Source organism: Massilia mucilaginosa, from assembly GCF_011682145.1.
Taxonomy (GTDB): Bacteria; Pseudomonadota; Gammaproteobacteria; order Burkholderiales; family Burkholderiaceae_D; genus Telluria_A; species Telluria_A mucilaginosa.
This window is the reverse complement of sequence record NZ_WHJH01000001.1, coordinates 414,419-434,395: the sequence shown is the minus strand read 5'-3', so window position 1 is coordinate 434,395 and position 19,977 is coordinate 414,419. Positions and strand designations below refer to the sequence as shown.

The window sequence follows — 19,977 nt, the reverse complement described above, 5'->3', positions numbered from 1 at the left end:
CTCCATTGATGTGCGACCAACTATAATGGACTATGCCAATTAAATCCGCCGCTTCCCTCGTGGCCCTGTGCCTGCTGCTGTTCTCCGCAGCGCCGCTGCCTGCGCGCGCTGCCGTCGAGCACGCGCCGGTCACGGCCGCATTCCTGAAAACCGAGCGCATCGCGGTGCCGGGCAAGCTGGTCAAGGCGGCGCGCATCCTGGACGCCGGCGGCGAGCATATCCTGGTGGTCAGCATGCATACCGGTCCATCGGGCGCGGAGAACGCCACGCCCGGCGACGACGAGGAGCGCTATGAATTGTTCGCCTCGCTGTACACGCGTAAGGCAAACCGCTGGGCGCGCGAATGGCTGATCGAGGATGTGAACGATTGTCCGATAATCGATTCCTCAGCTAACTTTTTCCCGAAATACATCACCATCACCGACCTCGACCAAAACGGCATCGCCGAAGTCACCGTTCCCTACAAGTATTTTTGCAACGGCGGCGTCGATTCCAGTACCTTGAAAGTAATCATGCGCCAGGGCGCGCAAAAATTCGCCGTGCGCGGACAGACGCGTGTTGTTCACGGCGATTCTGACTTCGGTGGCGAACTGGTGTTCGATCCGTCGCTGTCGTTGAAAGACAACGCTGTCTTCAAAGCGCACCTGAAATACATCCGCGACAAGGTCTACATCGAACGTTGAGGCCCTGACCCAGACTGCACTCATCGGCGGAAGTTGACCGGCTTCTACCTGGCTCGCCTGTTATGCTTGATTTACGATGAGGCGTATGATCGACCGAAGAGTGAACCTTTCTTCATGCAGTTATCGAACAAGCATAGCTCTTGGTGAAAAAGGCCGCCAGGGCGTCTATGTTTGCCAGGACCACGTCACGCCGCATCAGTTTCTTTACTGCACCCGTTCCGCGTGACTATAGACAGCATGTTGTCCATGTCGCACAAACCCCGCCAGGGTCAAGCCAGCCTGCTGCGCCACCCGCACGGCCAGCGCGCTGGGGGCTGACACGGCGGCCAGCAGCCCGATTCCAGTCCGCGCCGCCTTCTGCACCATCTCGTAACTGGCGCGGCTGGTGAGTACGCAAAACCCTTGCGCTGGCGACAGCCCGCTTCGTACCATCGCGCCAATCAGTTTGTCCAGCGCGTTGTGGCGGCCGATGTCTTCGCGGACCAGCAGGAGCTTGCCGTCCGCGTCGGCCCAGCCGGCCGCATGCGCGGCGCCGGTCAGCCGATGCAAGTGCTGATGATCCGGCAGCGATGCCATTGCCCGATGCAAAGCCGCAGCCGTCACGCGCGTGCGATGACCAAGCACAGGGCTGGGCGTGGAAAACTGCGCCAGGCTCTCCACCCCGCACAGGCCGCATCCGGTACGCCCTGTGCGCATTTGCCGAGCCTGCTTGAGGCGATCCAGAGCGCTTCCGGTGATGCGCATGGCCACTTCCACACCGTCCGCGCGGGTCGCCACGTCGATATCGAACACCTCGCGCCCCTGCCGCACAATGTCCTCACTGAGGCTGAAGCCCAGCGCAAAATCCTCCAGATCCTGTGGCGTCGCCAGCATCACCGCGTGCGTGATGCCGTTGTAGACGAGCGCAACCGGGGTTTCCTCCAGTACCCACTGGTCGGCGGTGGCGGCGCTGCGGCTGTCGAAGACCGGCAAGGCCAGCGCAGTGTCCGGCAACATATCCTCCCCGCAATCGGCTTGCCCCAGCTCCAGCATGGTGCAGGCGTTCATGCCGCCACCGTCGCTGCGGCAACATCGCGCACCAGGCATACATCGATCGCCTTGGCGGCGGGCACCATGCTTTCCTTCGCATGGTGCCAGAGCGGTATCAACGGATTGCATTCCGGGAAGTAGCCCGCGATGCAGCCGGCCGGCACCGAATACTCGGTGATGCGCAAACCGCTGACGCGACGCACCACACCATCGTCGGAAGGCGTGCGCGCGGTCACCAGGTCGCCCTCGCCGAAGCCGAGTCGGTCCATGTCGCTGCGGCACATGAACAGCACCATGCGAGTACCGTACACCCCACGGAAGCGGTCGTCGTTACTGTAAATCGTGGTGTTGAACTGGCCGTCCGAGCGAACCGTGAACAACCGCAAGGTATGCTCGCCCGAGAGCGTCAGATCCGGGTTCGCATCCAGGCCCTCGGGCGCGATGAAATTCGCCTTGCCGTTCGGCGTTGCCCAAACCCGCTCGGAGGCCGGCACTGGTTTGCGAAAGCCGCCGGGCGTCCACAGGCGCGCGTTGAATTGCCCAAAGATATCCGGATAGGTCGCTTCGATCGCATCGCGGATGAGCGCATAGTCGGCCACCCAGGCGTCCCAGTCGAGCTTGGGCGAGGCCGGCAACAGCGCCTTGGCGATGCCCGCGATGATGGCCGGTTCGGACAACAGGCTGCTTGAGGCCGGCTCGGCCCGCCCACGGGAGCCGTGCATGCAGCCGGTGCTGTCTTCCACCGAGACGGCTTGCTCGACGCCACCCTGGCGGTCGATTTCAATCCGCCCAAGGCAGGGGAGCAAGTACGCGGCCTTGCCATGCACCAGGTGGCTGCGATTGAGCTTGGTCGCGATCTGCACGCTGAGCGGCACCCGCCGCCAGGCCGGTTCCATCAGCCCGGTTTCCGGCACCGCGCGCAGGAAATTGCCACCCAGTCCGATAAAGGCGCTGACCGTGCCGGCCAGCATGCCTTGGCAAGCCTCGACCGTATTCATGCCTTTCTCGCGCGGCGGTGCAAAGTCGTATTGCGCGGCAAGTTTGTCGAGCGGCGCCAGTTCCGGCTTTTCGGTGATGCCGACGGTGCGCTGGCCCTGCACGTTGGAATGGCCCCGGACCGGACAGATGCCCGCGCCAGGCTTGCCGATATTGCCGCGCAGGAGCAACAGATTGCTGACCATCTCGACGTTCTGCACGCCGTTACGGTGCTGGGTCAAGCCCATGCCATACACGCCGATGACCGCCTTGGCCCCGGCATACACCGCCGCCGCAGTTTCGATCTCGGCCCGCGTCAGTCCGCACTCGCGTTCGATCTCGGGCCACCCGCAAGCGCGCACGGCGTCGGCAAAGGTGTCGAAGCCGGCGCAGTGCTGCGCCAGGAAGGCGTGGTCGAGCACGCTCGCCAGGCCGCTGGCGAGCGCCGCGTCGTCGGCCGCCAGCAAGGCCTTGCACAAGCCCATGATGGCCGCCGTATCGCCGCCGGCCTTGAGCTGGTAATACTGGGTGCTGATGCAGGTTTCGGCGCCGCTCAGCATCTCGACCGGCGACTGCGGATTCGTGAAACTGACCAGCCCGCGCTCGCGCAGGGGATTGAAGGTGATGATCGGCACGCCGCGCTTGCGGGCTTCCTGCAACTGGTGCAGCATGCGCGGGCTGTTGACGCCGACATTCTGACCGAAGAAAAAGATGCAGTCGGTCTTCTCGAAATCGTCCAGTACCACCGTGCCGCACGGAACGCCAATCGTCTTCGGCAAGGCCACCGAGGTGCTTTCGTGGCACATATTGGAACTGTCGGGCAGGTTGTTGCAGCCGTACAGGCGTGCCAGCAACTGATACATATACGACGCTTCCAGCGAGGCGCGGCCGGAGCTGTAAAACACCACGCTCCTGGCATCCATGCCGCGCAACTGCGCGCCAATGCCGGCAAACGCCTCGCTCCAGCCGACCGGTACGTATCTGTCGGTGGCGGCGTCCCAGCGCAGCGGTTCGGTCAGGCGCCCGGCTTCCTCAAGCGCATGATCGCTCCAGCTTTCCAGTTCGCTGACCGTGTGCGTGGCGAAAAAATCCCGCGTCGCGGTCTTGCTGGTCAGTTCCCACGCCGTTGCCTTGGCGCCGCTTTCGCAAAATTCGAAGGGATGCGGATTGGCTGGCTTGGCCCAGGCACAGCCAACGCAGGCAAAGCCATCCGTTTTGTTCTGATGCAACAGGACCTTGCCGGCCGCGGCAATCGCTTCTTCCTGCCTGAGGATCTGCGCCACTTCCTTGAGCGATCCCCAGCCGCCCGCAGGCGCATTGTCGTGCTTGATTTCAATTTTGTCGCTCATGGCCGCCCCTTGCAATGGAGCGTCGAGTGTGACTGCGGCGCGCTCTTCGGTCTGTTCAATCGCGCACTTTGGACTGAAGACCGCGCCCGCCGGAGTCGCTACAGGGCCACGAGCGGCGCCAGCATGGCCAGGTCGCGCGGCTCCGCAATCGGCATGTCGTTGCGTTGTGCGCGGAACTGTTTCGACATCGCATACGCGGCCTTGCGCACCCGCATGATCGACCCGATGGGGCGATGGGCGGCCAGCGCGTGCCACGGGTTGAACTGCAGGTGCAAAGGCAATCGCCCTGGTACGCCGATATAATCCATCAACGCGCATGTGCGCTCCTGTCACGCGGCTATGAAAAACACACTGGCGAAACGAACGATCAACTTCCCGATTGATGCGACTGTCATGCTCATCGGCGGCAAATGGAAATGTGCCATCCTGTGCCATCTGATGGAAGGCACGACGCGCTCGGGCGAGCTACGCCGGATGATGTTCGGCATCACGCAGAAAGTGCTGACCGAGCAACTCAGGGACCTGGAAGCCGATGGCCTGATCGCGAAACGATCCACCCCCGGCAAGGTCCCCATGGTGGAGTATGCGGTGACGCCCCTCGGTGCCACGCTTGCGCCGATTATTGAAGCGATGTGCAATTGGGGCCAGGATTACCTGGCAACCCGTGGCCTGCATCCGCCGATGCCGGCTCCGCAGCCATAGTGCTCGGGTGGCGTCGGCCCGTGCCGCGCCACCTGCCTCCACGTCCCGGTCAGACGCTGCGCAAATACGCCAGATAGCCCTGCGCGCTGTGTTCAAGCGCCGGCCTGATATCGGGAATGTCCGGATTGGTCGGGTCGTATTCGGCTCCGTAGAATACGAACGGCGCCACGCTGCTCGCGTGAATATACGAAAACGTCGCCGTCAGCGGTGCGATCAATTCCTCCACCGTATGGCGATAACGCCCCTCGCGCCGATAATCTTCCTGCCGTATGCCGGCCGAAATCGCAAATCCGATGCGCTTGCCTTCCAGCTTGCGGTGTTCCGCTTCGCGCCCGTAGGCAAATCCGGGCAGCAGCACCTCATCGAGCCATTGTTTCAACAGGGGAGGGGTGCTGAACCAGTACAGGGGAAACTGGAAGATCACGGCCTCGTGTTCCAGCAATAGCGCCTGTTCCACGGCGATGTCGAGCGCCGCGCCCGCGCCATAGCGCTGATACAACTGGTGCACGGTGAATTCATTGTCCCTTTGCTGCGCTTCTTGCAGCCAGCGCTTGTTGACGGTGGATGCAGCCAGGTTTGGATGGGTCGCGATAATGAGTTTTTTCATGGATGCCGATGCAGGGGTGTCGAAGTGCGCCCATCGTATGCGCGATGCCGGCTGCTGTGAAGTAGGTACAAAAATGTGCCTGCCCGCGCCCATGCCGCCGCAAGCGACGGCACTGGCCCGCAGGCCTGAAATGTTATAGTGTGGCCCGGTGCCTGCCGCCGCCTGCGATGCGGTTCAACTCCCACGATGTACCATCAGCCCGCCATGAGAAAAACCAGCACGACACCGGGCACGCCCGCCACCTTGTCCGATACCCAGGCAGCCCTGTCAAGCGGCACGCCGCGCGCCATCGTCGGCATCGGCGCCTCGGCCGGCGGACTCGAAGCGCTCGAACTGTTCCTCTCCGGCGTGCCGGCCGGCAGCGGCCTGGCATATGTGGTCGTGCAGCACCTCGATCCCGTGCACAAGAGCATCATGGTCGAGCTGCTACAGCGCAGCACCGCCATGCCCGTGGTCGAAGTGACCGACCGCCTGCGGGTCGAGCCGGACCACCTCTACATCATCGCCCCCGACCGCGACCTGTCGATCCTGCACGGTGTCCTGCACCTGCTCGAACCGGCCGCGCCGCGCGGGCTGCGCTTGCCGATCGACTTTTTCCTGCGCTCGCTGGCCGCCGACCAGCAAGCCAACAGCATCGCCGTGATTCTCTCGGGCATGGGCGCGGATGGTTCGCTGGGCTTGCGGGCGATCAAGGAAAACGCGGGCGCGGTGTTCGTCCAGGACCCGGACTCGGCCAAGTTCGACGGCATGCCGCGCAGCGCCATCGACGGCGGCCTGGCCGACGTGGTGGCGCCCGCCGAAGAGCTGGCCTCCCGCATCCTCGACTACCGCCGCCACGCGCCCTTGCAGGTGGCCCCGCCCGAACTGAGCTTTTCCGACCCCGACGGCAGCGCGCTCGAGAAGATCGTGCTGACCCTGCGCGCCCAGAGCGGGCATGATTTTTCGTTCTACAAGAAAAGCACCATCTACCGCCGCATCGAACGCCGCATGAGCCTGCACCAGCTGGCCAGCATCGCCGACTACGTGCGCTATGTGCGCTACAATGCGCACGAAGCCCAGCTGCTGTTCAAGGAGTTGCTGATCGGCGTGACCAGTTTCTTCCGCGATCCGGCGGTGTGGGAGCAGATCGAGAGCGAGGCCATTCCCGCGCTGCTCGCCGCCCATCCGCAAGGCGCCACCCTGCGCGCCTGGACCCCGGCCTGTTCCACCGGCGAAGAAGCGTATTCGCTGGCCATGGCGTTCCGCGATACGATCGAGCGCATCAAGCCGGAAGCGCGTTTCACCCTGCAAATTTTCGCTACCGACCTCGACAGCGATGCGATCGACCGCGCGCGCGCCGGGGAGTTCCCCGACAGCATCGCCGCCGACGTCAGCCAGGCGCGCCTGCGCCGCTACTTCGTCGAGCGCGATGGCGGCTACCGCGTCTGCAAGGAAATCCGCGAGATGGTCACCTTCGCACCGCAGAACCTGGTGATGGACCCGCCGTTCACCAAGCTCGACCTGCTGACCTGCCGCAACCTGCTGATCTACCTGGAAGCGGACCTGCAGAAAAAGCTGCTGCCCCTGTTTCACTACAGCCTGCGCCCGGGCGGCATCCTGGTGCTGGGCAGCGCCGAAACGGTGGGCGCGGCCAGCGACCTGTTTACCGCCTGGCCGGGCAAGACCCGCATTTACCAGCGCCGCGAAAGCAGTCCGCGCACCGAGCCGGTCGATTTCCCGGCGACGATTTACGGCCGCGCCCGCAAAGGCCTGGCCGAGCCGGCCGCGCCCGCCAGCCTGGCCCAGCCGGGCGGTTCCAGCGTGCAAACCCTGATCGATTCGCTCCTGCAGCAACGGTTTTCGCCGGCCGCGGTGCTGACCACCGACAAGGGCGACCTCATCTACATCAGCGGCAAGACCGGCAAATACCTGGAGCCGGCTGCCGGCAAGGCCAACCTGAACGTCTTCGCCATGGCGCGCGAAGGGCTGGCCGGCGCCTTGAACGAAGTCTTCGCCCGCGTCGTGCGCGAGCAGGGCAGCCAGGTGCTCAGGGGCTTGCGCGTGGGCAGCAACGACGGCGCGCTGCTGGTCAATGTGGAGGTGCACAGCCTGCAAGAGCCGGCGCCGCTGCGCGGCATGGTGCTGATCGTGTTCTCGGACCAGCCGGCCGCGCGCGCAAAAACGCCGCGCAAGGGCCAATTGGCCGGCGCCGAAGCCGAACGCATGGATGCGATGACGCAAGAAATCGCCCAGTCGCGCGAGGAGCTGCAACGCGCGCGCGAAGAAATGCAGACCTCGCAGGAAGAGTTGAAGTCGACCAATGAAGAGTTGCAAAGCACCAATGAGGAATTGCAAAGCACCAACGAGGAACTGACCACCTCCAAGGAAGAGATGCAGTCGATGAATGAGGAGTTGCAGACGGTCAATCATGAATTGTCGGCCACGGTCGACGAATTGTCGCAGGCCAGCGACGACATGAAAAACCTGCTCAACAGCACCGATATCGCCACCTTGTTTCTCGATGACGACATGCGCATCCGGCGCTTTACCAATCGCATCACCGGCATCATCAAGCTCATTCCCAGCGATGCCGGGCGTCCGGTCACCGACCTGGTCAGCACGCTCGACTACCCTTCGCTGGCCGAGGATGCCCGTGAAGTGCTGCGTTCGCTGGTGTTCCGCGAAGTCCAGGTCAGCGCGCTCGACGGACGCTGGTTCACCGTGCGCATCATGCCCTACCGCACCCAGGACAACCGCATCGATGGCGTGGTGATCACCTTCATCGACATCAGCGTCTCAAAAAAACGCTGGAACGCGCCTTGCGGCTCAGCGACGAGCGCTTTCGCATCGCCATCGAACACGCGCCGCTGACGGTGTTCAGCCAGGACCGCGAGCTGCGCTACACCTGGGTCCACAATTTGCGGCCGCAACTGCGCTCCGGGGACGCCATCGGCAAGACCGACGCCGATCTGTTGCCGCCGGAAGACGCCGCCCGCCTGACCGCGCTCAAACGCCAGGCGCTCGAGCAAGGCGTCAGCGTGCATAGCGAAACCAGCGCGCACCTGCATGGCGCCACCCATTACTACGACTTTTTTGCCGAGCCGACGCGCGACCATGCCGGTGCGATTATCGGCGTCTCCGGCATCACCTGGGAAATCACCGAGCAAAAGCGCGCTGAATCGCGTTTCCGGCAACTGCTGGAACATTCGCTGAACGCGGTCGCCTGCCACCAGCTGATCCTGGACGACGGTGTGGCGCGCGATTTTCTGGTTCTTGAAGTGAACCCGAAGTTCACCGAACTGACAGGGCTGCAAGATGCAGTCGGCAAACGCCAGTCGGCGCTGGCGAAGTCGATCTATCCCTTCAGTGCGGACCTGTTCGCCGCCTGCGCGTGCGTGGCCATCACCGGCAAGCCGGAGCGCCTGGATGTGTCCTGCAACAACGGTGCGCAATGGATCAGCTGCGCGCTGTATTCACCCGAGCCGGGCTATGTCATCTCTGTCATGGAAGATGTCACCGAGCGCAGGCAACTGGCCGACACCTTGAGCCAGGCGCTGGCGGTATTAAAGCGAGGCAGCGCGCCCGGCGCGGCCTTGCAGCAGATCGTGCAAGAGGCGCAGGTTTTGCTCGTGCGCCGCACTCATCAGGAAAGCTAACATGAGCCATCAACACACATTGCCAGGTGGGGCGCCAGTCGATGCCGAACTACGCCTGCGCGCCCAGGAACGCCTGCGCGAACAGGGGCGCGCGCTGGCGGCCAGCGCGCGCCACATCGACAATCCGCAGCGCTTGCTGCACGAATTGCAGGTGCACCAGGTCGAACTTGAAATGCAAAACGAGCAGCTGGAAGCGGCGCGCGCCTGGATCGAGGCGGCTCTGGCCAGCTACACCGAACTGTTCGATTTCGCGCCGGTGCCTTACTTCACGCTCAACCGCAGCGGGACCATTGCCGAGCTCAACCTGGCCGGCGCGCGCCTGCTCGGTACCGAGCGCGCCCGCGTGATCGACAAGCGCTTCGGCGTGTTTGTGGCCGAACCCGACCGCGCGCGCCTGGCGGCCTGCCTCAAATCGCTGTTTTCGACCCAGTCCGACGCGCGCTGCGAGGTGGTGCTGGTCGCCCGCGATGGCACCCGGCGCTCGGTCGACGTGCGCACCACGCTGTCGAACAATGGCGAAACCTGCCGCGCGGTCGTGATCGACGTGAGCGAACGCAGCGCCACGCAGCGCCAGGCCCAGCGGCAGGCGCAGGTATTCACCCTGGCGCCGGAGGCGATGTTCCTCAGCGACCAGCATGGCATTATTTCGGACGTGAATAATGCATTGACCGCGCTGAGCGGCTATGCGCCCGCCCAGCTGGTCGGCCAGCATCAGCGCCTGCTGCGCTGCGAGACCCGCTCGCCCGGGCTGGACGAGGCGATCATGCGATCGCTCGCCCTGCATGGAAGCTGGCGCGGCGAGGTGTGGCAGCGCCACCGCGACGGTTCGGTGATGCAAGTGACGCAGCAGATCGACAGCGTGGCCGACGGCAGCGGCGCGACAAGCTGGGTGGCGCGTTTTTCGCGCCCCGACTAATGGACGGGCAGGGCAGATGAGATTCGAGCGATTCGCGGCAAACGCCGCCATGTACGCGCTGCTGGCGCTGGGTGGTGCTGCGCCTTTGCTTGCCTGTGCGGAAGCCGCGTCGGCAGCCGACGCGCCGAAAACCAGCCGGGTCGATGCCGCTTTGCTGGTATCCGAGCGGATCGAGGTCAAAGGCGCGCTGGTCGTGGGGCGGCGCATCGTCGACCGTGCCGGCGAGCACCTGCTGGTCGTCTCGCTGCTTGCCGGGCCCTCAAGCGCTCCCCGGGCGACGCCGGGCGCCACCGAGCGCGTCGATCTGTTTGCCGCGCTCTACACGCGCAAGGACGCGTCCTGGCCGCAGGCATGGATCATCCAGGATAAAGTGGATTGCCCGGGCCTCGATTCGAGCGCCCAATTTTTCTCCGAGCACATCACCGTGACCGACCTGGACAAGAACGGCATCGCCGAAGTCACCGTGCCTTACAAAATGTCGTGCGGCGGCGGGATCGATGCCAATACCTTGAAAGTGATCCTGCGCCAGGGCGCGCAAAAGCTGGCGCTGCGCGGCACGACCTTGCGCAACGCCAAAATGGATGCGCATTACGGCGGCGAGATGAGCTTCGACCCCACCCTGCTGCTGAAAGAAAACGCCGTCTTCAAAACCCATCTGAAGTTCATCCGCGACAAGGTCTACGTGGAAGACTGACCGGGGTCGCGCGTCGCCTGGCGCGTCGCATTAGCGCAATTAAATTGCCCGCTCACCCAGCAAGCATTACAATTGAGAATAATTCTCATTCTTAAGTGACCGCTTGCATGTCCAGTTCCCCATCTCCACTCGCGCTTGAAACGCTGTACACCGACCATCACGGCTGGTTGCGCGGCTGGCTGCGCAAACGGCTGGGCAACGCGTGCGACGCCGCCGACCTGGCGCACGACACCTATCTGCGCATCCTCACCAGCGGCCGCGTGCCGCCGCCCGAGCAGTCGCGCCGCCACCTGACCCAGATCGCCAACGGCCTCGTGGTCGACCTGTACCGGCGCCGCCAGATCGAACTGGCCTACCTGGAGGCCATTGCGCTGTTGCCGCCGGCCCACGTTCCATCCGAAGAAGCGCGGGCCATCACGCTCGAAGCGCTGGTCGAGATCGATGCGCTGCTGCACTGCGTGTCGGCCAAGGCCCGCACGGCGCTTCTGCTGTGCCGGCTGGAAGGCATGAGTTACCGCGACATCGCCGAGCGCCTGGAAGTATCGGTCTCGTCGGTGGAAAAGTATATCGCCACGGCCTTGCAGGTGTGCGCCGGGGCACTGCACGCCCCGGCGCCCTAAGGCGCGCCCAGCATGTCCGCCCGCATGCCAGCCCCGCTCGATCCCGCCACCGTCGGCCAGGCCGCCGCCTGGATGGCCCGGCTGTGGTCGGGCGAGGCCAGCGCGGCCGACCAGGCGGCGTGCAGCGCGTGGCGCGCCGCCCATCCGGACCATGAACGCGCCTGGAGCCGCCTGCAAGCCCTCGACAACAAGCTGATGAGCGTTCCGCGCGAGATTGCCCAGCACGCCCTGCGCGAGCCCGCGGCCGCCGCCTGGGTCACGCGCCGGCGCGCCTTGCAAGTACTTAGCCTGAGCGTGACGGCAGGGGCCGTCTGGTCGATGCGCGCCACCCAGGCCTGGGACACCGTCGCGTCCGATCACAGCAGCGCTACCGGCGAAACCCGGACAGTCACCTTGCCCGACGGAACCCATGTCGTTCTGGCAAGCGCCTCGGCAATCGACCTGCGCTTTACCAGCCGCGAGCGCCTTGTGATCGTGCGCGCCGGCGAAATCCTGGTCGCCACCGCGCCCGATCCCATGCCCGCGCAGCGCCCGTTCCGGGTGCAGACGCGCGACGGCATGGTCCAGGCCCTCGGAACCCGCTTTCTGGTGCGCCAGCATGACGATGTCACGCACGTCGGCGTGCTGGAGGGCGCTGTCGAGCTGCGCGCGCGCAACCGTCTGCACGATGCCGTCCGCATCGGCGCCGGCAAGGGCGCGGCGTTCTCGCAGGAACGAATCGAGCCGTCAGGGCCGGTCCAGGCCAGCGCCGCCGCCTGGGCCGACGGCTTGCTGGTGGCCGAAGACATGCGCGTGGCCGACTTTGTCGCCGAACTGGCGCGTTACCGCACGGGCCTGCTGCGCTGCGATCCCGGCATTGCCGGACTGCGCGTCACCGGCGTGTTTTCGCTGCGCGACACCGACCGCGCGCTGCGCAACCTCGCGCTGGCCCTGCCGGTTTCGGTGGCGTACCGCACCCGCTACTGGGTCACCGTGCGCGCCCGCTGACCACGCCATGTAAGTTTTTTGCGGAAATCGTCGCATCCGCTTGAGGGTTTCCGGTTCTCGTTCGGGATACAAGTAAGCACTCCCGCAATCTTCCGAACTCCAGGACCAGACCATGACTCATCAGCACCACTATTCCTCCCTCACGCCATCGGCGCGTCAACCGGATTTTGCGCTCAGCTGCGGCGCGGCCGCCGTGCGCGCGGTCTTGCTGGCCTCGCTGGCGCTGGGTGCGGCCACGTTGGCCCAGGCGCAGGGCGCCGCGGCGCGCAGCTACGCCATCGCCCCCGGCCCGCTGGACCGCACCCTGACCAGCTTCGCCAGCGCCGCCGGGATCGAGCTTTCCGCCGATGCAAGTCTGCTGAATGGCAAGACCAGCGCCGGCCTGAACGCCACCACGACCGTGCAGGCCGGCTTTGACGAAGTCCTGCGCGGACACGGCCTGCAAGCGCTGCGCCAGGCCAATGGTAGCTACACCCTGGCCCGCCTGGCCGAGCGCCCGGCCGCCGGTGGGGACGCCCGTCGGGACGCCCTTCGGGACGCCCGTCCCGCCGCCGCCGTGCTGCCGATGGTCACCGTGCTTGACAACGCCGAGCCCGACACTGCAAGCGGCCCCATCCGCGGCTACGTGGCGCGGCGCAGCGCCACGGCCACCAAAACCGACACGCCCATTCTGGAGACGCCGCAGTCCCTGAGCGTGGTCGGCGCGGAAGAGATCGACACCCTCAAGTCGCAAAGCCTGCAAGACGTGCTCGCCTACGTGGCCGGCGTGGCCCGCAACGAAGCGGCCGACCGCACCACCGACCAGTTTTTCCTGCGCGGCTTCCAGGCCACCTCGGATCTTGGCAACCACTACCGCGACGGCACCCGCTACGGCGTCACCCGCTACGACGGCCGCCAGGAACTGTATGGCCTGGAGCGGGTCGAAGTAGTCAAGGGTGCCGCCTCGGTGCTGTTCGGCGCTGGCGGTCCCGGCGGCATCATCAATACGGTCAGCAAGCGTCCCACGGCAGAGCCGGTGCACGAAATCAATGTCGAAGGAGGGTCATTCAAGCGCAAACAGGTATCGGCCGATCTGGGTGGCCCGCTGACGGACGACGGTGTCTGGTCGTACCGCCTCACCGCGCTCTGGCGCGACAGCGACACTTTCATCGACCACGTACCCGACAACCGCCGTTTCGTGGCGCCCGCGCTGACGTGGAAACCGAACGCGGCCACGTCACTCACGCTATTGGGAGACTATCAAAAAGACCGCACAGTCAACGTCTACGGCTTGCCCGCCCAAGGGACGGTGCTGCCCAATGCCAATGGCCCGATTGCGCGCCAGCGCTTCGTGGGCGAGCCGGGCTTCGATCGGTTCGCGCTGGAACGGTATTCCGCCGGATACCTGTTCGAGCACGCGTTCAGCGACCGGCTCAAGCTCAAGAACAGCCTGCGCTATGCGCACGCGAGCAATGCCTTCGACTATGTCGAGATATGGGGCGGCGTCGATGCCACCGAGCGCGTCACGGCCTTGCGCTGGGCCACCGAGCGCGCCGACCGTTCCTCGTCGCTGGTGTCCGACACCTCGCTGCAATACCAGGTGGGCGTGGGCGGCGTCAGGCATACCATCCTGGCGGGCCTGGATTACTCGCGCGGGCGCGAAGAAACCGAACGCTACACGCGCTCGCTGGCCAATCTCGACCTGTTCGCACCGGTCTACGGCAGCGTCGTCGGTGCCGAACGGGCGCCGAATACCTTCGCCTACAAGGCCGACGGCAAGCGCATCGGCGTCTACGCGCAGGACCAGGTCAAGGTGGGCGACAAATGGGTGGCTTCGCTGGGCGGCCGCTACGACATGCTGCGCTACAACGAAACCGGATTTTTCGGCGGCGTGCGGGCCGACAATGAGAGAAGCCATGCCTTCACCGGCAGGGCGGGGCTGGTGTACCTGGCCGACAACGGCCTGGCGCCGTTTGTGAGCTACAGCGAATCGTTCGAGCCGACCACCGGCATCGACCGCACCGGCGCGCGCTTCAAGCCGTCCGAGGGCAAACAGTTCGAAGCCGGGCTGCGCTACCAGCCCAAGGGCGCCGACATGCTGCTGTCCGCCGCGCTCTACCAGCTGACCCGCCAGAACGTGCAGGTGGAAGACCCGCAGGATGCCAACTTTGCCATGCAGGCAGGCGAAGTGCGTTCGCGCGGCCTGGAACTCGAAGCGCGCACCCGGATCGGCAAAAGCGCCAACCTGATCGCCGCCTACGCCTACACCGACGCCCGCACCAGCAAAGCGAGCCCTCTGTATCCCGAACGCGAAGGCCAGCGCCTCGACAGCGTGCCGTACAACCAGTTCTCGATCTGGGGCGACGAAGGCTTCGGCGCCGCCGGCTTGCCCGGTTTGCGGATCGGCACCGGCGCGCGCTACGTGGGCAGCACACGCGGCGCGGCGCACGGCACTCCCGTGATCGTGCCGTCCGTCACGCTGATCGATGCCATGGCCAGCTACAGCACCGGGCCGTGGAAACTCGCGCTCAACGTCACCAACCTGGCGGACAAGACCTATATCGGCAGTTGCACCTACGGCTGCTTCTATGGCGAAGCGCGCAAGATCATCGTCACGGCAAGCTATCGCTGGTAAGGCGCCGTGCCGGCGGCCGCTGTCAATCGCGCCAGATACAGCAGTCCCTTGATGCTCGGGAAAAAGCAGTATACCCCGCCGCGCGTGGTCACCAGCCGCGCAAAGCCTCCCAGGGTCCGGTTGGCGCTGCCTTTCGGACCCTTGCCGGCCAGGGTGAACGAACTGGTCGCCGGATCGTTCACGCCGCCGAGAACATCCTCGCCGCTGATGTTGTAGACGGCATTGCCGGCGGCCGCGCCCTCGGGGCCGGTGGCCGATTTCACGAAATCATCCCTCCGGTTCCATTCGCTGCTCAGGAATTCGAACTGGTTGCGGATGCTGGCATTGATAAAGAAGCCGATCAGCCCGCGTGCCTGCGTGTCAACGCCTGCGGGATCATACTGCGGACCGTACGGCATCGATCGTCGCACCAGGCGGTGATGGGTGCTGCCGGTGCCGATCACGGCGGCGTCGCGTGGATTGTTGCGCCGGATGTGGGCGCCGACCGGGCACTTCAGGCCCAGCGTATCGTCCTTGGCCGCGTCGCTGCTAACGAAGTCGAACTTATTGAGCTCCGCGTCAGGCAAAGGCGTTCCTTGCGCCGTTGGCGCCAGCGTCAGCGGATTGCCATTGCGCCAGCGCCCCATGAGCTTCGCCGCAAGCATCTCGGGATCGATACCCGTCTCGGCCGCATAACGCGCCAGCATCGCCTCGAACCCGGCCACATCCTGTTCCAGGATACGAAACACACCGTAGCTGCTGTTGCTCGACAGTTCCTGCGGCAAGACGCGATAGGTGCCGCCCGCCGCATTCAAGTGGCCAAGCAGGAATTCACCTGCGGGCACGGGCGGCTGCGCATCGGGCGCATCCCGTTTGCGCGGCGGCATGCCGATGATCGTGGGCTGCGCGATGCCATGGCGATAGCCGAAATGGACGGCGTTGTCCGGGAATTCGCTGCCATCCTGCACGTACAGCTCGCTCACGCCGCCCACAAAAGCGCTGCGCAGCTGCGCCGACACCGTTTCCATCACTGCGGCGGAACTGGCTACCCACAAGCTCAGCACGATATGCACCCGGGCCGCATTGTCCAGGCCGCCAATCCAGCGCTCCGGCGCGCTCGGGCCGACGTCACCCACCGTGGCGGCCGTGACAGGATCGGCCGCGCCGCGCTGGAATGCCGGGTCGAAGCTGGCAAGTTGCGCGGCAGTGAGCCCGAGCGCCGCCAGGCCGGCGGCACTGAAACTGATATTGACGAACGAGGCGGGTTTCGGCGCGATGAGCCTGGCGCTCGTGATCGTGGGAAAACCAGCGCGGCCCCGCACCAGCGCCTCGATCAGCTTGCTGGCCGCGGCCGCATCCGTGATCGTGAGCACGAAATGCCGCACCAGCTTGACGCGGTAGCCGCGCACGATGACGCCCTGCACGTCGTCCAGGTCAATCGCAGAATCGTTCATCGGGTTCTCCCGTCGCACACGCGGTTGAAAAGCGCACCGGGATGGGAACCTGGTGCGCGCGGCAGATCAGATCGCAGCGAGAATGTCCTGCACGGTGTGCTGATAGGCGGCGTAGAAATAGGTGTTCGGAATATGTTCCGAGACATTGTTTCGCTCGATAAACGCTTCGAACTCCGCCACATGATCGACCACCGGCGTCAAGGCTGCGCCGCCGACCGCCAGCGACAGCAGCGCATCGAACTCGTCGCTTAACTGGGCGACGAAGTCATGGATATAAGTCTTGAAGTCGCCATCGAAGGACGTGATAATTCCAATTGCCAAGTTGTTTGATGGCAGTATCGACAGCAGGTCTGGCTGCAGATTCGCTTTCGACCGATCGAGCAAGATGAGGCGGGCAAAGTGGACAGTGCCGATCAATTCCAGTGCCGCATTGATTTTCGGTAGCAGGACGGCCAGCCTGGCAACGACAGTGGCGGCACTCGTGCCGGGAAGGACTGGCGACAGTAAAGTAAGGGGACGGGTCATGATATGCCTCTTTCTTGAAACACAGCATGCACGGCCGACAGGTTGACGGCCGCGTTCTGTGTCAACAAATGATAAGCACATCCCCGTGCTGGCAAACCCGTCCGGACGGGGCGTCCGCTTGATTCAGCGTAAAGGCTTTATGAACTGCTCCAAATAGATTGGTTGACCTAATGCAGCATGACACAGATAAACGCAACCATCTGCATGCCAACAAGGTGGCAAAGTTGCGTCCTCCGCAGGACGCACACTGGGAAGCTCGAATGCGTCGGCACGTCAGCGCCGTGATGCTGTAGTTGGCGGGCGAGATGTCGGCGAGCATCAAGAAGCAGACTGAGATCGGAGCGAAGCAGGCCTATCGGCTTATCCGTGAACGGTGTCTGCAATCCCACCCCGGCGGCCGCGAATACGGCTGGCGTGGGCTTGTCCCATACCTCCAAATTTCGCCTTATCGCCGCAAGACCAAGATTCGCGTGGACTATTTGGCCAGGGGCTGTTGGTGCGATGCGGGCTTTGCTGGAAGCAGTACCGCCAGCGCCTTCAAACCGCGCCGTCGATGACCACGGTCGCCCCGCTCATGTAGCTGTTCTTGTCCGACACGAAAAACGCCGCCGCTTCCGCCACCTCGTCGACCGTTCCCAGGCGCCCCAGCGCGCAATGGCGCACGTATTCCGTCATCTTCGCCGCCGGCACATTGCCGCTCACGCCCTCATCGAGCACGCCCGGCGCCAGGCAGTTGACGGTAATGCCGTAGCGGCCCACTTCCTTCGCCAGTGCCTCCGTCATGCCCTTGAGCGCCGCCTTGGCCGCGCTGTAGTGCACCGGCGCCTGCATCATCTTCACGCCCGCCAGCGAGCTGATATTCAAGATGCGTCCGCGCTTCTGGTGGATCATCCCGCGCAGCACCGCCTGCGTGGTCAGGAAGGCGCCCTTGACGTTGGTGTTCATCATGCGGTCCCAGTCTTCTTCCTCCATCAGCGCGAGCGGCACCACCTGGCCGATGCCGGCGTTATTGATCAGGATATCGATCGCCCCCGCATCCTGCTCGATGGCCCGCACCATGCCCTGCAGGCCCGCCTTGTCCAGCACCGACACCTGGAACGCCCACGCCTTCACGCCCAGTTCCTTGAGCGCGGCCAGCACCGCCTCGGCTTCCGCCACCGAACGCGAATAATTGAAAGCGACGTTCGCGCCTTCGCGCGCCAGTGCCATGCACAGGGCGCGCCCCAGGCCGCGCGAGCCGCCGGTGACCAATGCGGTCCGTCCGTCGAGCATCCCCATTATTTGAGCACCACTGGTTTGCCGCCGCCAAGGCCGATCGAATGCGGCGCGCGCGCCGGGGTTTCGTCGACACCGATCCCGGTCAGCGCCTGGCGCGTGTCGGTGCGGTGGAACTGCACGATCTGCACCGGCGCGTCCGTGGTCCAGGGCTTCTTGCCCCATGCGGCCAGTTCGGTTTCCGGCCCCTTGGCCGCGCCCCGGTGGAACATATTGAAGCCGCAGGCCGGCATGATGCGCCCGTCCACCTGCGGATAATGGTGGCAGCACTTGCGCAGCCGTTCCAGGTCGAAGTCGTGGCGGTCCATGTAGTGGTGCAAGAAGATCGACTTGGCCTGCTGCTCGCCCAGGTGAATCGCTTCCTTGGCGCTGACCGGACGGTTAGGGAACATCACGTCGATGGTGCGGCGCAGGGCGGCCAGGATATCGGCCGAGCGCTCGATCTCGTCCTGGCGCGCGAACACATCGTGCACCACGTCGCTCATCGCATCGTGAATCTCGGGCGAGGCGCCCAGGGTGGCCGACGAGCGCAGCAAGGTGCCGTGGGTGCGGAAGTCGACAAAGCGGCCGAACGGAATGTGGCTGCCGTCGTTCATGCGCAGCAGGTAGCTGAGCGAGACGCACTGCGGATGGGAGCAGGGCAGCGGTGCGAAGTCGCTCACTTTGAGCTTGCCGTTGGTCTGCTCCTCGATCGCCTTGATCACGCCCGGAATCGTCAGCCGGTCCATCGGGTCGTGCGCGAACTGCCCGCCGCCCGCGCCGGTAAACGCCACCGGCTGGAAGTTCAGCGACAGGAAGTGGTCTTCGGAGAGGAACATCTCCACCACCTGGCCAATCTGGTGCTCGTTGACGCCGCGCGCGGCCACGAAAATGAGCTGCGTCGGGATGTTGAGGTCCTTGAGCATCCTGAGCGCCGCGCTTTTCTCGTCGCACAGGTCGCGCCCGCGGATTTTTTCGTGCGTGTCGGCCGTAAAACCGTCGAACTGCAATGCGATGTAGGCGCCGCTGGCCTTGATTTTCTCGGCAAAGGCGCGGTCGCGGCCAAGGCGCAAGCCGTTGGTGATGATGACGATGCGGCCGATTTCCTCGCGCGTGGCGATCGCGATCAGTTCCATCAGGCGCGGGTGGCTGGTCGGCTCGCCGCCCGACAGCGCAATCGACTCGACCTGGCCCTCGTTGCGCACCAGCGTGTCGATCATGCGCGTGAACGCCTCGTTCGAGAGGTGATACGCGTTGGTGTTGTTGACGATGCAGACCGGGCATTCGAGATTGCAGTAATCGGTGATCTCGATGATCGGCAGGCAGGTGTGCTGTTCATGGTCGCCGCAGGTGCCGCAGTCGGTCGGACAGCCTTTTTCCACTTCGGTGGCGAATACCAGCGGCTCGGTGCCGGCGCGCGCGTACGAGTAGGCGTCCACGTAGTAGGCCGCGTCTTCCGACACCAGCGCCTCGGACGGCCCGCACTTCTCGCAGTTCTTCACGAAGTAGACTTTGCCGTCGCGGATCACCACGTCGGCCGGCAGCAGCGCCAGGCATCCCGGACAGGTCGATGTCGTGTGCTTGAAATAGTGGTCGCCTTCTTTGCCCGGATCGACCTGGCCGCGCGCCAGGAAGAGCGCCATCCAGCCCTTGGCGTCATCGGACACCATCTGTTCGGAAGGTCCGCACTGGTTGCAGTGGATCAGGCGCACCACGCCATCGTCGCGCAGTACCACGCGCGCTTCGATCGGCGCGGTGCAGCCGCCGCAAATGGCCATCTCGTGCATGAAGAAGGTGTGCTCGCGATCCTTGCGCACGGTGCTCGTGTCGCAGCTGGTACATTCCATGTGAACCTTTCAACGATGATCTACTAGTCTCGGGTGTTAACTTTAGGATATGCTAACCTGAATTGCATGTGTTGAGTGGCCGTTGAGCGCTGCCTGCGGCAATCGAT

General features: G+C 64.6%; 17 protein-coding genes. 9 read left to right on the top strand and 8 right to left on the bottom strand.

The annotated features are described in order from the left end of the window. Nucleotides 1-32: 32 nt before the first annotated feature. Nucleotides 33-683 (top strand): M949_RS01915 family surface polysaccharide biosynthesis protein, encoded by a 651-nt coding sequence (locus F2P45_RS01905; protein WP_166870075.1) that lies wholly within the window; start codon nucleotides 33-35, stop codon nucleotides 681-683. Nucleotides 684-887: 204 nt separating this feature from the next. Here F2P45_RS01905 and fdhD read toward each other — a convergent pair whose 3' ends face one another. The 3 genes from fdhD to F2P45_RS01890 form a co-directional block, all read right to left on the bottom strand. Continuing rightward, the gene (gene fdhD, locus F2P45_RS01900; protein WP_223164658.1) at nucleotides 888-1,730 is read right to left on the bottom strand and encodes a formate dehydrogenase accessory sulfurtransferase FdhD; all 843 of its coding nucleotides are present in this window, start codon (nucleotides 1,728-1,730) and stop codon (nucleotides 888-890) included. Beyond that, entirely contained in the window at nucleotides 1,727-4,036 is a 2,310-nt protein-coding gene (locus tag F2P45_RS01895; RefSeq protein ID WP_166870074.1) for an FdhF/YdeP family oxidoreductase, read from the bottom strand. Before F2P45_RS01895 ends, fdhD begins: the two co-directional genes overlap by 4 nt. 98 nt (nucleotides 4,037-4,134) lie before the next feature. Next, complete coding sequence (locus F2P45_RS01890) at nucleotides 4,135-4,317, bottom strand: hypothetical protein (protein WP_187367124.1); 183 nt, start codon at nucleotides 4,315-4,317, stop codon at nucleotides 4,135-4,137. 58 nt (nucleotides 4,318-4,375) lie between these two features. On the opposite strand from F2P45_RS01890, the gene F2P45_RS01885 reads away from it, so the two are divergent. Then, on the top strand, nucleotides 4,376-4,738 hold the full coding sequence (locus F2P45_RS01885) for a winged helix-turn-helix transcriptional regulator (RefSeq protein ID WP_166870073.1): 363 nt from the start codon (nucleotides 4,376-4,378) through the stop codon (nucleotides 4,736-4,738). Between the two features lie 49 nt (nucleotides 4,739-4,787). Here F2P45_RS01885 and F2P45_RS01880 read toward each other — a convergent pair whose 3' ends face one another. After that, complete coding sequence (locus tag F2P45_RS01880; protein WP_229504876.1) at nucleotides 4,788-5,345, bottom strand: NAD(P)H-dependent oxidoreductase; 558 nt, start codon at nucleotides 5,343-5,345, stop codon at nucleotides 4,788-4,790. Between the two features lie 204 nt (nucleotides 5,346-5,549). Between F2P45_RS01880 and F2P45_RS01875 the strand changes: the two genes are divergently transcribed. The 7 genes from F2P45_RS01875 (at nucleotide 5,550) to F2P45_RS01845 (ending at nucleotide 14,811) form a co-directional block, all read left to right on the top strand. Further along, on the top strand, nucleotides 5,550-8,195 hold the full coding sequence (locus F2P45_RS01875; protein ID WP_223164657.1) for a chemotaxis protein CheB: 2,646 nt from the start codon (nucleotides 5,550-5,552) through the stop codon (nucleotides 8,193-8,195). Continuing rightward, nucleotides 8,144-8,980 (top strand): PAS domain-containing protein, encoded by an 837-nt coding sequence (locus tag F2P45_RS01870; RefSeq protein ID WP_166870070.1) that lies wholly within the window; start codon nucleotides 8,144-8,146, stop codon nucleotides 8,978-8,980. The genes F2P45_RS01875 and F2P45_RS01870 overlap by 52 nt, the downstream gene beginning before the upstream one ends. Before the next feature lies 1 nt (nucleotide 8,981). Next, the gene (locus tag F2P45_RS01865; RefSeq protein WP_166870069.1) at nucleotides 8,982-9,896 is read left to right on the top strand and encodes a PAS domain-containing protein; all 915 of its coding nucleotides are present in this window, start codon (nucleotides 8,982-8,984) and stop codon (nucleotides 9,894-9,896) included. Between the two features lie 16 nt (nucleotides 9,897-9,912). Continuing rightward, nucleotides 9,913-10,590 (top strand): M949_RS01915 family surface polysaccharide biosynthesis protein, encoded by a 678-nt coding sequence (locus F2P45_RS01860; RefSeq protein ID WP_166870068.1) that lies wholly within the window; start codon nucleotides 9,913-9,915, stop codon nucleotides 10,588-10,590. A gap of 107 nt (nucleotides 10,591-10,697) precedes the next feature. Beyond that, nucleotides 10,698-11,210 carry a sigma-70 family RNA polymerase sigma factor gene (locus F2P45_RS01855; RefSeq protein WP_166870067.1) on the top strand — a complete coding sequence of 171 codons (513 nt, stop codon included), beginning with the start codon at nucleotides 10,698-10,700 and terminating at the stop codon, nucleotides 11,208-11,210. A 12-nt stretch (nucleotides 11,211-11,222) separates the two neighbouring features. Further along, complete coding sequence (locus F2P45_RS01850; protein WP_229504875.1) at nucleotides 11,223-12,197, top strand: FecR domain-containing protein; 975 nt, start codon at nucleotides 11,223-11,225, stop codon at nucleotides 12,195-12,197. Between the two features lie 112 nt (nucleotides 12,198-12,309). Continuing rightward, on the top strand, nucleotides 12,310-14,811 hold the full coding sequence (locus tag F2P45_RS01845; protein ID WP_166870066.1) for a TonB-dependent siderophore receptor: 2,502 nt from the start codon (nucleotides 12,310-12,312) through the stop codon (nucleotides 14,809-14,811). On the opposite strand, the gene F2P45_RS01840 is transcribed toward F2P45_RS01845, so the two are convergent. From F2P45_RS01840 to F2P45_RS01825, 4 genes are all read right to left on the bottom strand, one after another. Further along, on the bottom strand, nucleotides 14,799-16,244 hold the full coding sequence (locus F2P45_RS01840; protein WP_166870065.1) for a Dyp-type peroxidase: 1,446 nt from the start codon (nucleotides 16,242-16,244) through the stop codon (nucleotides 14,799-14,801). The two genes, F2P45_RS01845 and F2P45_RS01840, sit on opposite strands and share 13 nt — an antisense overlap. Nucleotides 16,245-16,310: 66 nt before the next feature. Further along, nucleotides 16,311-16,769 carry a hypothetical protein gene (locus tag F2P45_RS01835; RefSeq protein ID WP_166870064.1) on the bottom strand — a complete coding sequence of 153 codons (459 nt, stop codon included), beginning with the start codon at nucleotides 16,767-16,769 and terminating at the stop codon, nucleotides 16,311-16,313. Between the two features lie 537 nt (nucleotides 16,770-17,306). Next, nucleotides 17,307-18,041 carry an SDR family NAD(P)-dependent oxidoreductase gene (locus F2P45_RS01830; RefSeq protein WP_166870063.1) on the bottom strand — a complete coding sequence of 245 codons (735 nt, stop codon included), beginning with the start codon at nucleotides 18,039-18,041 and terminating at the stop codon, nucleotides 17,307-17,309. A gap of 5 nt (nucleotides 18,042-18,046) precedes the next feature. Further along, nucleotides 18,047-19,870, bottom strand: a complete 1,824-nt coding sequence (locus F2P45_RS01825) for a radical SAM protein (protein ID WP_166870062.1) — start codon at nucleotides 19,868-19,870, stop codon at nucleotides 18,047-18,049. Nucleotides 19,871-19,977 lie beyond the last annotated feature (107 nt).